This is a genomic window from Sphingomonas lacunae, assembly GCF_012979535.1.
Taxonomy (GTDB): domain Bacteria; phylum Pseudomonadota; class Alphaproteobacteria; order Sphingomonadales; family Sphingomonadaceae; genus Sphingopyxis; species Sphingopyxis lacunae.
In genome coordinates, this window is sequence record NZ_CP053015.1 from 2,124,585 (window position 1) to 2,139,975 (window position 15,391).

Sequence of the window (15,391 nt, forward strand, 5' to 3'; positions counted from 1 at the left end):
CCCCATGTCCCGCATGCTGTTCATTGGCATCAATTACTATGCCTATATTGGCAAAATCAGCGCGGCCTTTAGTCGACAGGGTTACGACGTTGACTATCGGGAAATTGAGGATGTAGGCTTTTGGTCCAAAACCCACAAAAAGCTGTCACCTGCTGCCTACAGGCGACGGCTGGACCATTATCATCTTAGCCTGATTGATGAGGCTGCAGCGACGCGTTACGACGTGGTTTTCTTCCTCCAGTGCCATCATTTCAGTTATGAAAATATGCAGCGTCTCCGGGCCAGCCAGCCTAAGGCGCGCTTCGTTCTGTATAATTGGGACTCTCTCAGCACCCATGATTACCGTCCTTGGCTGACACATTTCGACAAGGCCGTGACGTTCGACCCCAAGGACGCGGCTGACCTGGACATCACCTATTTGCCGCTGTTCGCGACCCGCGATTTCTTTGAAGTGGACCCTGCGGCAACCAAGGAATTCGACCTGTATTTTGTTGGGGCGATCGGGACTATGCATCGTTTCAACGCTCTTAAAAAGTTGCATGCCTTTTGCCGCGGCCATGGCATCCGAACCCATTTCCATCTGAAATGCAGTCCCGTGGTGATGGTCAAATTGCTTCTCGGTAGGCAGTGGTTGCCTGGTCTGTCGCTCCGCTCGATCGGGTTCGCTGACATCGTTCGCCTGATCGAGAGGTCCCGCGCTGTGTTTGATTTCGCCAATCATGCGCAATCAGGCTATACAATGCGCTTCATCGAGAATATGTGCGCAGGTCAGAAAATCATAACCGAAAACGCCCGGGTCGCAGCAGAATCATTCTACTCCAGGGACCGGTTTCTCGTGATAGACAATCTTGATTTTTCGGGAATTCCCGAGTTTCTGGCGGCGCCAGTTACCTCAGAGCTTGATGCCGAGGCTTTCTCGGTAGACAGTTGGACTCGGGACCTTCTGGAATGATCAGGCTCTTTCTGTCCAAGATCGTCCAGCGGTTGCGCTATTATTTCTACCGCTTGCAAGGTTATGATGTTCATATCACTTGCGAACTGGAGCGTGGTCTAAATCTCGATCGCTATTTCCGTCAGGGCATCCATGTCGGTGCGCACACCATCCTGACGTCGCGCGTGACCATTTTAAGCCATAAGCTGATTCCGCGAAAATCGCTGGGGCGCTATGATGGCGAGAAGGTGCACACTTATATTGGCGAATGGTGTGTGATCGGGATTGGCGCGGTTGTGATGGGCGGCGTGCGGATTGGCGACCAGGTAGTTGTCGGCGCCGGCGCGGTCGTAACCAAGGATGTTCCGTCAAATTGCATAGTCGCCGGCAATCCGGCCAGGATCGTCCGTGAAAACATAACAATGGAGGATTTGCGGCTCTGACTCTCGGGCAGACGTCTCTCTTTCCACTGCATCATTGGAACTTTTCCATATGAATTCACTTAGAAAAACATTGCTGAACGTTGCCAATTCCATTCTCAGCCCGTTTGGGGTGTCGCTGTATCGTAAGGGATGCGACATGGAATCGGTGCTCAAGCGCATTTCGTCCTGGAACCCGAATTTCGGTACTGTCCTCGACATGGGTGCGGCCAAGGGCAACTGGAGTAAACAGGCGCTGACGCTATTTCCCGATTCCCGCGTGATCGGTGTCGACCCTCTCAAGGAACGCGAACCCTATTTGTCAAAGGTCAAGGCTGCCTATCCCGACCGCTATGATTTCATCATGGCGGTCGCTGGTCCGACCGACGGCGGCGAAGTCGAACTCGCGGTGACGGCTGACCTTGATGGCAGCACGGTTGATGGTCGTGAAGGTGAAAAGCGACTGGTGCCGGTCATCTCGGTTGATGGCATGGTTGCGCGTTTGGGCCTCAAGGGTCCCTTTTTCCTCAAGTTCGACACCCACGGTTTTGAGCGGCCGATCCTCGATGGGTCGGAGGAAACGCTCAAACAGACCAAATATATCGTTATGGAAGCCTATAATTACAGGCATACAGCCGAAACCATGCTGTTCCATGAGATGATCGCTCACATGGAAACCAAAGGGTTTCGCGTTTTCAATCTGGTCGACATTCTCAATCGCGAATTCGATGGCGCTTTGTGGCAGATCGACCTGTTCTTCGCTCGTGCGGAGGACCCCATCTTCAAGAGCAACAGCTACCGACATGCTTGAACCAGAAGTGCAGGCCGCAACGCCTGTGACACCAGACCATGCCCGCCCGGATGAGTGCGTGGATGCCATGGGTTATGCCGTTTACAATGGTGAACTGGCCGATATTCCCATGCGGCGCCCTTGTTCGACAATCCAGACCATCAGTCCGATCTCCTATGGCAATGCGACCAAGGACATGCTGTATCGCGATGCCATGCAGAAGGCCGACTGGCTGTGCCTCGACGGAGTCTATTTCGGGCTGGCCGGGCTTCTCCTGAAGGGAAAGACCGTCAAGCCAAATCAGGGCCCAGACATTTTCTATCATTTGATGGACCGTCTGGAAGCACAGAAGGGCCGGGTGTTCTTCCTGGGTGCGTCAGACTCGACGCTGGAAAAGATGCGCGCGCGCGCTGCCAGGGATTATCCGAACATAACAGTCGGCACCTATTCGCCTCCGTTCAAGCCCGAGTTTAGTGACGAGGACAACGACGCCATGATCAATGCGATCAACGCGTTCAAGCCGGACGTCGTCTTTCTGGGCATGACCGCGCCGAAGCAGGAGAAGTGGGGCTATGTCCACCGTGACCGGCTCGATACCTGCCTCGTCGCGGCCGTGGGCGGGGTATTTGACTGGTATGCCGGCAACCGGCCGGAAATTGCGGCCATTTGGTGGAAACTCTATCTGGCGTGGCTGATCCGGACGATCGACAGGCCCGAATTGCTCAAACGCTATCCGATGATCGGCCTGTTTTTCTGGCATCTCCTTCTCGCCCGCATCGGCATCAAAAGGTATCCTTCGACATGAGCGACCCCAAGCTGAAAATCGGCATCGTCGGTGCCGGACGCATGGGCATCACGCACCAGTGTATCATCAACACCCATCCTGAGGTTGAAGTCGTTGCTGTCGCCGATCCATCGGCACTGGTGACCAAGATGCTGGCGAAATATGCGGGCGTGAAAACGCACAAGGACTATCGCACGATGCTCGACAAGGAGCAGCTTGATGCGGTGCTTTTGTGTACGCCCCCTGCGATCAATCATGAAGTGTTGCAGGCAGTGCACGCCAAACGGCTGCACGCCTTTGTCGAGAAGCCCTTCGCACTCAATCCTGCGCATGGGGCCGAACTCGCAGCGATGTTTGACGGCGCTGGGCTGGTCAATCAGGTTGGTTACGTCAACCGGTTCAATGACATGTTCGTGAAGGCGCGCGAGATTGCGCGGTCAGGTCTTTTGGGTCGGCCGCTGCGTTTCCGTTCGGAAATGTACAGCAGCACCATAGTCGGGGAGCAGGGTGAGGAAGGTTGGCGCGCCACACATGCGAGTGGTGGCGGGGCAATGTATGAAATGGCGTCGCACGCCATCGACCTGATCAATTACATGTTCGGCAAACCCGACAAGGTGGCCGGGACCTGCCTGACCAAGGTATGGTCCAAGCAGGTCGAGGATATCGTCGCCGGCAGCTACCTTTACGACAATGGGCTGACCGGCTCGATCTATGTCAACTGGAGCGACGAGAGTTTCCGCAAGCCGACCAACAAGATCGAGGTGTTCGGCACTTGCGGCAAGTTGCAGGCCGACCAGCATGGCATGAAGCTGTTCCTGACCAAGGCCGCGCCTGAGCTTGGTTATGAGGCTGGGTGGAACCAAGTCTATATCACCGACGTCTTCAGCAATGTGCCCTTTTACCTTCGCGGTATCGAGTTCACGGCGCAGCTCTATCACTTCATCGACTGCATACGAGGACGGGCTGCGCAGCGGTGCAGCTTTGCCGATGGCGCTGCGGCGCTGGGTGTGATCCACGACATGTTCCGCGATGCCGCTGCGCTCGAAGCCGGACTTGGCCACGCAACTGAAGGAGCCGTGGCATGAGCCGGATCGACCGCATCGTCTTTGGCGACAACCAGTTTTTCGGAATCAACCATATGAGTCAGGACAAGGCGCAGGCGCAGGCCGAACGCTTTGCCGAACTCGACGGCATCTTCGAGGTGTATCAGAACGCCTTTGATGCAGGCATTCGCGCCGTGATGCTCAACAGCAACCATCGGGCAGGTGCCATCTGCGACCGGTTCCGCGACCGCAAATCCGAGTTCCCAGAACTCGCCTGGTATCCTTCAATTCCCTATCCGCACAAATATGCCAACCTTGTCGCCGAAAAGGGCATGGTTGGCGCCATGCAGGACATTTTGTTCTCGGATGGCGCCGGATCAGCGTTCGGCAAGATTGCCCGCGGCGGCATGGCGCTGGCGACGTTCGATGCCATCCGCATGATGAAGCTACTCGTCGATCAGGAAATGTCGATCTTCAAGGGCCTCGATGTCCGGGTCGTCTTCCTGCAAAACATCGTCACCGACCTGGTGCTTGGCTATGATCAGGGCGAGGTGCTGGGCGAATATTGCGCACACATCCGCAAGAAATATGGTGCGTTGCCGGGCCTCATTACGCAAAACATGCCGATGCTGCGGGCCAAGCTGATCGAATGGGGCATCCGTGATGTCGTCATCTGTTCGTCGATCAACAAGATCGGCTATCTGATGTCGCCCAATGTCGAGGCCTATGTAGAGGCGCTGGCGCAGAATGATGGCGATGCCTATCCGATGATGGCGATGTCGACGCTGGCGTCCGGCGCGGTGCCGGCACCCGAAGCCTATGAGTTCGTCAACAAGCTCAATATCCAGTCGGTGGTGTTCGGCGCCTCGTCGCGCGGCAATATCAACCAGACAGTCGAATTGATCGGAAAGGGCGGCTGACATGGCTTTGGTCCTGATTACCGGCGGTGCCGGTTTCATTGGTTCGCGCCTCGCTCTGCGGCTGCTCGGCAAGGGGCACAGCGTCCGCGTGATCGACACGCTGTCACCACAGGTGCATGGCGATGATCCCGAAGCATCGGACCTTTATGGCGCCATCAAGGGCAAGGTCGATTTCATCCACGGCAGCGTTACGGACCGCGAGGCCATGACGCGGGCGCTTGCGGGCGTCGATGCCGTCGTGCATTTCGCGGCAGAGACCGGCACGGGTCAGTCGATGTACCAGATCGAGCATTATAGCGCGGTCAACGTGGGCGGCACGGCCATCATGCTCGATATCCTTGCCAACGCGCCGCATCAGGTGAAGCGCATGGTCGTCGCCTCGTCGCGATCAGTCTATGGTGAGGGCAAATATCTGACGCCCGATGGCCAGGCGGTCTATCCCGAACATCGCACCGCCGCCGATATGGAAGCGGGCGATTTTGCGGTGAAATATCCCGGTTGCGACAGCATCACACTGGTGGCGACCGACGAGGAGTCGAAGCTGCACCCTTCGTCTGTCTATGGCATTACCAAACAGGTGCAGGAACAGATGGTGATGACCGTCTGCCCGACGATCGGCATAGAGCCGGTCGCTTTCCGCTACCAGAATGTCTTTGGCCCCGGCCAGTCGCTGTCCAATCCCTATACCGGCATCCTGTCCATCTTCTCGAACCTTATGCTGACCGGCAAGGACATCAACATATTTGAAGATGGGACCGAGAGCCGCGACTTTGTTTTTGTCGATGATGTTGTCAGCGCGACCGTGCTGGGTGTCGAGCACCCGGGCGCAGCAGGGCAGGTGTTCAATGTCGGAACCGGCGTCCCGACCAGCGTCATTACCGTTGCGCAGACGTTGGCGCGACTGCTCGGCCAGTCGCCCAAGATGACGGTGACGGGCAATTTCAGGCTGGGGGACATCCGCCACAATTATGCGGACATGAGCCGGATTGAACGGCTGCTCGGATTCACCCCTGAATGGGATTTTGAGCGCGGTATCGCTGCCTTTTCCCAATGGGTGCAGTCCACCGGCCCCAAGGCGAGCGGCTATGAAGCTTCGCTCGAGGAAATGCGTTCAAAGGGGCTGTTGAAATGATCCTGGTCACAGGCGGAGCCGGTTTCATCGGCGCGAACTTCGTGCTCGAATGGTTTGCTGATCGCGATGAAGCCGTCATCAACCTCGACAAGCTGACCTATGCTGGCAATCTGCAAAATCTTGCTTCGCTGGCCGGGGATGAGCGGCATCAATTTGTCCGCGGGGACATTTGCGATGGCGAGTTGATCGCCCGACTTCTCGCCGAGCATCAACCGCGCGCGGTGATCAATTTTGCGGCGGAATCGCATGTTGACCGCTCGATTCACGGACCCGGCGAATTCATCGAGACCAATGTCGTCGGCACCTTCCGCCTGCTGGATGCTGTGCGCGGCTATTGGAACGGGCTCGAGGGTGAGGCAAAAGCCGGCTTCCGTTTTCTCCATGTCTCTACCGACGAGGTTTATGGCACGTTGGCGGCGGATGATCCGGCTTTCAGTGAGAGCAATCGATACGAGCCCAACAGCCCTTATTCGGCAAGCAAGGCAGCGAGCGACCATCTGGTCCGCGCATGGCATCATACCTATGGCCTGCCAACGCTGATCACCAATTGCAGCAACAATTATGGCCCGCTGCAATTCCCCGAAAAGCTGATCCCGTTGATGATCGTCAATGCGCTCGGCGGCAAGCCGCTGCCAGTCTATGGCGACGGAATGCAGATCCGCGACTGGCTCTATGTTGCCGATCACTGCCGGGCAATCATGCGCGTGCTTGATGGCGGCAAGGTCGGGGAAACCTACAATATCGGAGGCTGGAACGAAAAGCCGAACATCGAGATCGTCAAGACGATCTGCGCGATGCTCGACGACGTGCGCCCGCGCAACGACGGTGCGTCCTATGCCGAACAGATCACCTATGTGACCGACCGTCCGGGCCATGACCGGCGCTATGCGATTGATGCGCGCAAGATCGAGGCGGAACTCGGTTGGCGACCGGATGAGAGCTTTGACACAGGCATCGCCAAGACCATCCAATGGTATCTCGACAATGGCAGCTGGACCGAAGCTGTGCAGAGCGGTGCCTATCGCGAATGGCTTGACACAAATTACGCGGATCGCACCGGATGACCGCCATCCTGCTGCTCGGTGCCAATGGCCAGGTCGGCTGGGAATGCCGCCGCAGCCTGTCGCTGCTGGGTTCTGTCGATTCCCGCACCCGCATTGATGTGGGCGGTGACCTGACGCAGCCTGACGCGGTGGCGCAGCACATCCGTGACACGCGACCGTCGGTTGTCGTCAATGCCGCTGCCTATACGGCGGTCGACAAGGCAGAGAGTGACACCGACACGGCGCGGCTGGTCAATGCCACGGCGGTTGGCGCGATGGCAGGCGCCTGTCGCGAAGTGGGCGCGCTGCTGGTGCATTACAGCACAGATTATGTGTTTTCAGGGGAGGGCGATGCGCCTTGGCCGGTCAACGCGCCGACCGCACCGCTCAACGCCTATGGCCTGACAAAGTGGGAAGGTGAGGAGGCAGTTCGCGCCAGCGGCTGCCAGCACCTGATTTTCCGGACGTGCTGGGTCTATGCCGCGCGCGGCGGCAATTTCGCCAAAACGATGCTTCGCTTGGCGGGGGAACGCGAAGCGTTAAGCGTGGTCGCAGACCAATTTGGTGCACCGACGGGGGCGGATTTGATCGCCGATGTAACCGCCCATGCCATTATTCAGGCTCGACGCGAAGGGGGCAGCGGGACCTACCATCTCGCCGCGTCGGGTGTGACCAGCTGGCACGACTATGCCCGGTTCGCGATCACCCGTGCGCGCGCTAATGGCTGGCCGATCAGGGTTGCGGATGAGTCTATCGCTCCGGTGACGACCAATGCTTTTCCCACGCCCGCGCGTCGTCCCGGAAACAGTCGTCTTGACACGACCGAGCTCCAACAGCGTTTCGGTTTGACCCTGCCGGATTGGCAATCAGGTGTCGCTCGCATGATCGACGAACTGCCGCTGCCGGTATGATACCGATCACCAACCAGACAAGAGGCCAGAAATGACAAGCGGACGCAGGGGAATCATTCTGGCAGGTGGATCGGGGACGCGCCTCTATCCGCTGACGCAGGCTACATCGAAACAGATGATGCCAATTTATGACAAGCCGATGATCTACTATCCGCTGTCGACCTTGATGCTGGCTGGCATACGTGAAGTGCTTATCATTTCCACGCCGCAGGATACCCCGCGATTCCGCGATCTTCTGGGGAATGGCAACCAATGGGGCATGGAACTCTCCTATGCTGTCCAACCGAGCCCGGACGGCCTCGCGCAGGCGTTCATCATTGGCAAAGACTTTGTCGGTGATCGCCCGAGCGCGCTCGTGCTTGGCGACAATATCTTTTACGGCCATGATCTGGTGAAGTTGGTCCGTGCGGCCGACGAACGTGAGGAGGGGGCCACCGTCTTTGCCTATCGCGTGCAGGACCCCGAACGTTATGGCGTCGTCGCTTTCGACGGAGAGGGGAGGGCGAGCAGCATTGAAGAGAAGCCAGCGCAGCCCATGAGCCATTATGCGGTCACCGGCTTGTATTTCTACGACCGACAGGTGTGCGATATTGCTGCGTCAATCAAACCGTCGCATCGGGGTGAGCTTGAGATCACCGACGTCAACCGCCGCTATCTCGAAGCGGGGCAATTGCAGGTCGAAACAATGGGCCGTGGCTTTGCCTGGCTAGATACCGGCACGCACGACAGTCTGTTGGAAGCAAGCCACTTCATCGGCACATTGCAAAAGCGGCAGGGCGTGATGATCGCATGCCCTGAGGAAATAGCCTTTGGCGCAGGCTGGATCAGCGCAGAGCAATTGCGCGCGCAGGCCGAGCCGCTCGCCAAGTCAGGTTATGGTGCCTATCTCCTCGGTCTGCTGGATCACTGAGATGCCCTTTACCGTTACACCAACAAATCTTCCCGAAGTCCTCATCCTCGAACCGCGCGTGTTCGGCGATGATCGCGGCTATTTCTACGAAAGCTTCAATGCCCGCGACTTCGGCGAGGCGACTGGGCTATCCGTGGAGTTTGTCCAGGACAATCATTCGAAATCTGCAAAGGGCGTGCTGCGCGGTCTTCATTATCAGGTGCGGCAGACGCAAGGAAAGCTGGTTCGTGTCGTGGCCGGCGAGGTGTTTGATGTTGCCGTCGATTTACGGCAGGACTCTCCTCGTTTCGGCCAATGGACAGGTGTGCGCCTGAGTGCAGACAATCATCGGCAGCTCTGGATTCCTGCGGGTTTCGCTCATGGATTTCTGGTAACGGAAGGCCCGGCTGAATTTTTGTACAAGACGACTGATTATTGGTCTGCTCCGGATGAGCGCTGCCTGCTTTGGAATGATCCGCAGATCGGCATCGATTGGCCACTTGACGGGCAGCCGTCTCTCTCGCCAAAGGATATCGCAGGAGCTCTGCTCTCAGAGGCCGATCGACTGGGTTGATTGAACCGCCTGTTAGCATCTGTAACCGGAGAGCAGAATCGGGCCATCCTTGTTGCCTAGTTTCGGCAGATGTGCAAAAATGCTCTTGGGGCAACAGAATTGCGAATTGAAAAGATCTGGGAGCCCAATTGTTGAAACCTGTCAGGCCGAATAAAAAGCAATCATTGCCGTCACTTCACTTTGCTTCTCTGATTTTATTGGTGGCAGCGACATTTCTGATGGGGGGGGCTTCTCGAGCGGACGTTCTGTCGCTTGCTATTTTGCGCCCTATCGCTGCGATACTGTTGGTCATCGGCCTTTATGGGCTGACCTGGCAAATGACACGCGGTTTTCGCCTGGTGTGCGGCCTCGCTGCGGCGCTTACTCTATTGATTGCCTTGCAACTTGTCCCACTTCCCCCCGCCTTGTGGACGAATCTGCCGGGACGCGACCTGTTGGCAGATGGCCTTGTAGCAGCGGGACTGCCGCTCGGATGGCAGCCGATCTCCATGGTCCCTTCACTGACTTGGAATGCACTATTCTCGTTGCTGGTCCCGCTGGCTGGATTGGTGCTCATGTTACGTTGCACTGCTGAAGAACGGCTACGGATGTTGCCAGTGCTCATCATCGCCGGGGTCTGCAGCGCCGTGTTGGGCTTTTTCCAAGCGTCTGCTCCCGGAACAATCGAGTTTTACGCGCTGACCAATGAGGGATTCCCTGTGGGGCTGTTTGCCAACCGCAACCATCAGGCAATCTGGCTGTGTTGTCTGCCGATCCTGTTGGCGGGTTGGTCTTCACATGCAGAACAGGGAGAGCGCGCGCGCGGCGCGATGTTGCAAGTTTGTGCGCTCCTCTTGGTGATCGCGCTCATTCCGCTCGTTTTGATCACCGGGTCCCGGGCCGGTGTCCTTCTCTATGCATTAAGCCTCGCGTTGGCAGCAGCTATCCGGTTCGGCCCCGGTATCGGTGCTGGCAAAGTGAAGTGGGGACGGCAATCCATGGCACTGCTTGGCGGCTTCTTGTTCATCGCCTTGATCGTCACGATCGCCAGCATGTCACGTGATGTCGCAGTCGGCCGTTTGATGGCAGGTGCCTTTACTGACGACCTGCGAGCTGCAATTTTGCCGCGCAGTCTCGATCTTGCCTGGGCGTATTTTCCTTTCGGAGCAGGTTTTGGGACCTTCCCCGAAATTTTCAAAATTGGTGAAACGCAAACGACGCTTGGCTCGAGCTACGTCAATCATGCGCATAGCGACTGGATCGAGTTCCTGATCGATGGCGGCATCGCCGCATTGGTCATTTTGATGATCGGCCTGATAGCTTGGGCCAATGTCTTGGTGCAGTTGATTGCCAACCGGAGGCCTCATAACCATTGGTTGACCATGGGTCTGGTAGCGGGTGCCGTGATATTTGTCCTTGGACTGGCGAGCATTGCGGACTATCCAGTCCGGGTACCGTCGCTCATGCTGGTAGGGGTGGTCGCGATTGTTTGGTTGGCTCAGTCAAAGACCGAAATGATCGCCAAGCGCGACTGAGATGACTTTCCGGGTCTGACACCTATGGTGGAATAGACCTTGATTGGGGTAATATTGGGAATGGCGATGACGTATAAGATCGTTCTTTTGGCTGCAGCCCTCTTATTGTCGGCATGTGCGACCAGCGGGGGCCCGATCGGGGGTGTCAATTCCTCGCTTCGTGTGGTGCCCTCTGCTGAATTGCCGCATCCCAGCCCTACTGATCAACTTGTCGCCGGCAGGCCTTATCTGGTGGGGCCTTTTGACAAGCTTCGGATAGATGTCTTCGGCGTTCCCGAGCTTTCGGGCCGCATTGTCCAAGCTGATGCGTCCGGACGTTTTTCGTTCCCCCTGTTGGGAGAGGTTGATGCCAATGGCGTCCCGCCCAGCGTGGTTGAGGCGCGCATGGAGGCCCAGTTGCGCGGCCGCTTCCTGCGTGAACCTGATGTGACGATCAACGTCGAAGAAAGCGCAAACAGTTTTGTCACGCTCGAAGGTGAGGTGGTGCAGCCCGGGGTCTATCCGGTGGTCGGCAACATGTCCCTGCTGCGTGCCATTGCCACGGCTCGCGGTGTGAATGAATTCGCCCGGTTGCATGAAGTGATCGTCTTCCGGACGGTTGACGGCCAACGCTATGCCGGGGTCTATAACCTCGCCGCTATCCGTCGCGGCGCGTATGATGACCCGGCAATCTATGCCAGCGACATTATCGTGGTTGGTGATTCTCCGGCCCGGCGCGTCTTCCGTGACGTCCTCCAAGCGGCTCCGCTTTTGTCCACGCCACTCATCATTTTGTTCCAGCGGTGATCAACGGGCGCGCCTCCTTGTCTGTCCGTTCGTCCACTGCTGCTATCCTAGAACCGGGGTTCTCATGCCTGACAATCTGAACGTTGAGCGAAATTTGCTTGGCGAGCCTATCTTGAGCCAATCCCCAGCCACCAGCGCACCGGCAGTCGGTGCCGGTGATGATGCCAATGGCGACGCCACACCGTTGCTGGTGCAATATTATTATACATTGATCCGTTGGAAATGGGTGGCCCTGGGCATCGTCCTGGCATCGCTGGCCATCGGCGGCATCGTGACCATGTTGATGACGCCGCAATATACGGCTGCAGCGCGGATCGGCATCGAACGTGAGCAAAAGCGCATCACCAATGTGGATGACATCGATCCCGAGCGTCAGGGACAATCGGTTGAATTCTATGAAACCCAATACCAACTGCTGCGGGCGCGTTCGCTTGCCGATCGTGTCGTTCGTCGTTTGCGCCTGGCAGGTAATGCGGAGTTTCTGGCAGCTCATGGCGCGGAGGCGCCAGCTATGTCAGGCTTGTCAACAGCCCGCCAGCGCGAGCAACTGCAAAAGCAGGCGGCGCAACTGTTGCTGAGGCATATCGAGATTGTTCCTGTTCCGCGTTCGACGTTGATCGACATCCGTTACACGAGTGCCTCGCCAAAGATTTCGGCAGACATTGCCAATGCCTGGGCCAACGAATTTTTGCTGTCATCCGTCGACCGTCGATTTGACTCAACCCGCGAAGCCCGTGTTTTCCTGGAGCAGCGTCTCGCTGATCTAAGGTCCAAGTTGGAACAGTCCGAGCGTGATCTGGTCAATTATTCCCGCGAAACCGGGATCGTGACCTTATCCCGTGCTGAAAATGGTGAGGGTCGCACGCGTGTCGAGCGGACGTTGGCAGCAGCGAACCTTGAAGCATTGAGCAGCGAGTTGGTCCAAGCGACAGCCGCGCGTATCGAGGCCGAAAGTCTTGTGTCGGCGCGCGGTGGCGGCGCCACCAGTGATACGATTTCCAATCCTGCAATTCAGGCAATGCGCCAGCGCAGGGCTGAACTTGAAGCGGAATATGCCCGTTTGATGGTCCAGTTTGAACCTGGCTATCCTGTCGCGGCATCCTTGCGCAGTCAGATTTCGGATTTGCAAACCAGCATTGCCAGAGAAGAAGCGCGCGTCGCGGCGTCGGCCCGCAACAATCTCATTGCCGCTCGCCAGCGTGAGGAGTCCCTGCGTAGCAGGGTGGAGGCATTGACTGCTGAATTTGGCGGCCAGCAAACGTCTTCAATCCAGCTTGGAATCTATCAGCGCGAAGTCGACACCAACCGCCAACTCTACGATTCCCTGTTGCAACGCTACAAGGAAATCGGCGTGGCTGGTGTTGCAGCCAACAATATCTCTCTGGTTGACAGGGCAGAACTGCCCGCGGTTCCGTCATCTCCCCGGATCCCGCTTAATGTGGCAGTGGCCCTTCTTGTGGGCTTGGGTTTGGCCGGTATCGCCATCTTTGCCCTCGAGCAAATCGATGAAGGCATGCGCAACCCGAATGACGTCAAGCGCTTGCTAGGCGTGCCTCTGCTTGGAAGCGTCCCGGAGACAGACGAGGAAACTCAGGGCATTCTTGAGTTGCTGGCGGATCCGAAATCCGAGATTACCGAGGCTTATCTGACCATAAGGTCCAATCTTGCATTCACCACCGAGCATGGTGTGCCAAAGACACTGATGGTAACCAGCACCCGGGCAAGCGAAGGCAAAACAACAACCAGTATTGCCTTGGCGCAGACAATCGCCCGTACTGGCCGCAGGACACTGTTGATCGACGCTGACATGCGTTCACCTTCGATCCATCACCGGCTCGATCTGCACAACAAGGCCGGGTTGAGCAATTTGCTGGCAGGTGAAGACAATTGGGCAGCCCTCATTCAGGCAACGCAGAACCCTCATCTGCAGATCATGTCGAGCGGCCCTATCCCGCCAAATGCGGCTGAACTTCTGTCAAGTGACCGACTTAAGAGGCTTATCCAGGCTTTGAGCACAGAGTTTGACAATGTGATTGTCGACTCTGCACCGGTCATCGTGTTGGCGGATGCCCCGCTCATTTCAAACACGGTTGAAGGAACAGTGTTTGTGATTGAGGCGGCAGGGCCTCCAGTGCGTGGCATCCGGGGCGCGATTGCTCGCCTGCGCTCAGCCAATCCAAAGATTTTCGGCGCGGTTCTTACCAAGTTGACGGCGGATATGGCCTCTTATGGCTATGGCTATGGCTATGGCTATGGTTATGGTTATGGCTACGGGCTTGGCGCAAATGACCGGAGCACAACCGAATGACGCCAATGGACCTGGTCGGGAGGTTGACCTGGGGGAAAGTGGCGAGTTGCGGTCTGGCCATTATTCTGGCTGGGGCGTCCATGAGCAAATCGGCTGAAACCTATCTAGCCAGGACGCAGCCCATGTTAGCGCTGAAACTGGCTCCTGATAATGTCCAAGCGCTTAACGCAGTGGCCAGCGCCCAGTCTTTGACTAGGCAGAACAATCCGGCCACGCTCCGCGAAGCCAAGGCATTGGCTCAGCGTTCATTGCTCGCACAACCGCTCAACCCAGCGGCATTGCGTGTGATTGGCTGGGTAGACAATGCGACGATACGGCAGGGCGCCGGCCTGAAGCCGATGGCGGTTGCCAGCCTGCAAAGCCGACGCGATGTTATGAATCAACTCTGGTTGATGACGCGGGCTATCTCTGAGCAGGATATTGGTCAGGCCTTGGTTCATTTTGATGCGGCGGCTCGGGTGTCGCCCGAAGTTTGGCCACTGCTTTTTCCACCCATGATTATCGCGCTGAATGATAGCAAGTTTGCGGACCTGTTCGAACCCTATCTTGGTCAAAACAATCCATGGATCGGTGACTTTACCCGGCAAGCCATCCGACTTTCGGATCGGCCGGTGGTCATCGCCGCCTTGTTGTCGCGTGGCGACCTGCCCAAGACGGCCGAATTCCGCGGGCTAATAGACGAATTGGCGCGCAAGTTGACCTATGGTGGCCAATTTGACGCCCTTATCCAACTATACAATAGTCAGGGCGGAAACCCGGCGAGTGTGTTGACAGAAGCCAGCCTGACGCCTGCGACGGTAGCGGACGGGTTTACCCCTGTCCGATGGTTGCTTGATACAGAGGATGGGGCAGAGATTGATCTGAGCAAAGGTGCCAGTCGTCCGCGGATATATATCGTCCTGGCGCGTACCGCGTCCAATGTGCCTGCTAGCAAGTTTATGACTGTGCGCGAAGGCAGGTATCGCTTTTCGGCATCCGGAGAGTTCCTCCGGCCCCCGGCTGGAGCAGAGTTCCAGTGGCGGGTTCGCTGCTGGACGGATGGGGCTTTCAGGATCATCTGGCAGTCTCCCGCCTTGACCGACGACCAACACAGCGTCTCGGAGGACATAATCATTCCACAGGGCTGCGGAGGGGCATTGATTGAGTTGTTGGGCAAAGGGCCCGTCAATGATGTCGATGCGGAATATGTCGTCAATTCAGTTGATATGGATCGCTTGAACTGAAGCACTGCTCAACTGAACAGGATTCTGAGGGCCTTTGCCTTGTCATGGAGTTGCATTGTGGGGCGCCCCTCCTCTTACAAAAGCCTTTCCCTAAATAGGCTTTGGCTGATCCCGACCCTCGCTG

The 15,391-nt window shown here is 57.2% G+C and carries 15 protein-coding genes; all 15 read left to right on the forward strand.

The window, feature by feature from the left end:
• Nucleotides 1-4 precede the first annotated feature (4 nt).
• The 15 genes from GV829_RS10230 to GV829_RS10300 all read left to right on the forward strand — a co-directional run bounded on the left by GV829_RS10230 (nucleotide 5) and on the right by GV829_RS10300 (nucleotide 15,267).
• Nucleotides 5-952, forward strand: a complete 948-nt coding sequence (locus tag GV829_RS10230; RefSeq protein WP_169946370.1) for a WaaS/CpsH family glycosyltransferase — start codon at nucleotides 5-7, stop codon at nucleotides 950-952.
• On the forward strand, nucleotides 949-1,374 hold the full coding sequence (locus GV829_RS10235; protein WP_169946372.1) for an acyltransferase: 426 nt from the start codon (nucleotides 949-951) through the stop codon (nucleotides 1,372-1,374). Before GV829_RS10230 ends, GV829_RS10235 begins: the two co-directional genes overlap by 4 nt.
• A gap of 136 nt (nucleotides 1,375-1,510) precedes the next feature.
• Complete coding sequence (locus tag GV829_RS10240; RefSeq protein WP_169946374.1) at nucleotides 1,511-2,161, forward strand: FkbM family methyltransferase; 651 nt, start codon at nucleotides 1,511-1,513, stop codon at nucleotides 2,159-2,161.
• Nucleotides 2,154-2,945, forward strand: coding sequence for a WecB/TagA/CpsF family glycosyltransferase (locus GV829_RS10245; RefSeq protein ID WP_169946376.1), 792 nt, complete (start codon nucleotides 2,154-2,156; stop codon nucleotides 2,943-2,945). The genes GV829_RS10240 and GV829_RS10245 overlap by 8 nt, the downstream gene beginning before the upstream one ends.
• The gene (locus GV829_RS10250) at nucleotides 2,942-4,009 is read left to right on the forward strand and encodes a Gfo/Idh/MocA family protein (RefSeq protein WP_169946378.1); all 1,068 of its coding nucleotides are present in this window, start codon (nucleotides 2,942-2,944) and stop codon (nucleotides 4,007-4,009) included. The genes GV829_RS10245 and GV829_RS10250 overlap by 4 nt, the downstream gene beginning before the upstream one ends.
• The gene (locus GV829_RS10255) at nucleotides 4,006-4,887 is read left to right on the forward strand and encodes a hypothetical protein (RefSeq protein WP_169946380.1); all 882 of its coding nucleotides are present in this window, start codon (nucleotides 4,006-4,008) and stop codon (nucleotides 4,885-4,887) included. Before GV829_RS10250 ends, GV829_RS10255 begins: the two co-directional genes overlap by 4 nt.
• Nucleotide 4,888: 1 nt before the next feature.
• On the forward strand, nucleotides 4,889-6,019 hold the full coding sequence (locus GV829_RS10260) for an NAD-dependent epimerase/dehydratase family protein (RefSeq protein ID WP_169946383.1): 1,131 nt from the start codon (nucleotides 4,889-4,891) through the stop codon (nucleotides 6,017-6,019).
• Nucleotides 6,016-7,083 (forward strand): dTDP-glucose 4,6-dehydratase, encoded by a 1,068-nt coding sequence (rfbB, locus tag GV829_RS10265; RefSeq protein WP_169946385.1) that lies wholly within the window; start codon nucleotides 6,016-6,018, stop codon nucleotides 7,081-7,083. Before GV829_RS10260 ends, rfbB begins: the two co-directional genes overlap by 4 nt.
• A complete protein-coding gene (rfbD, locus tag GV829_RS10270) occupies nucleotides 7,080-7,973 on the forward strand; it encodes a dTDP-4-dehydrorhamnose reductase (protein ID WP_169946387.1) in 894 nt (297 codons plus the stop codon). The genes rfbB and rfbD overlap by 4 nt, the downstream gene beginning before the upstream one ends.
• Nucleotides 7,974-8,004: 31 nt before the next feature.
• On the forward strand, nucleotides 8,005-8,883 hold the full coding sequence (rfbA, locus tag GV829_RS10275; protein ID WP_169946389.1) for a glucose-1-phosphate thymidylyltransferase RfbA: 879 nt from the start codon (nucleotides 8,005-8,007) through the stop codon (nucleotides 8,881-8,883).
• Nucleotide 8,884: 1 nt separating this feature from the next.
• The gene (gene rfbC, locus GV829_RS10280) at nucleotides 8,885-9,436 is read left to right on the forward strand and encodes a dTDP-4-dehydrorhamnose 3,5-epimerase (RefSeq protein ID WP_169946392.1); all 552 of its coding nucleotides are present in this window, start codon (nucleotides 8,885-8,887) and stop codon (nucleotides 9,434-9,436) included.
• Between the two features lie 128 nt (nucleotides 9,437-9,564).
• Nucleotides 9,565-10,950 (forward strand): O-antigen ligase family protein, encoded by a 1,386-nt coding sequence (locus GV829_RS10285; protein ID WP_169946394.1) that lies wholly within the window; start codon nucleotides 9,565-9,567, stop codon nucleotides 10,948-10,950.
• Nucleotides 10,951-11,181: 231 nt separating this feature from the next.
• Nucleotides 11,182-11,736: a polysaccharide biosynthesis/export family protein gene (locus GV829_RS10290; RefSeq protein WP_246202830.1), complete on the forward strand. Its 555-nt coding sequence runs from the start codon at nucleotides 11,182-11,184 to the stop codon at nucleotides 11,734-11,736.
• A gap of 112 nt (nucleotides 11,737-11,848) precedes the next feature.
• Entirely contained in the window at nucleotides 11,849-14,044 is a 2,196-nt protein-coding gene (locus GV829_RS10295) for a GumC family protein (RefSeq protein WP_246202832.1), read from the forward strand.
• A gap of 80 nt (nucleotides 14,045-14,124) precedes the next feature.
• Complete coding sequence (locus GV829_RS10300) at nucleotides 14,125-15,267, forward strand: tetratricopeptide repeat protein (protein ID WP_169946400.1); 1,143 nt, start codon at nucleotides 14,125-14,127, stop codon at nucleotides 15,265-15,267.
• Nucleotides 15,268-15,391 lie beyond the last annotated feature (124 nt).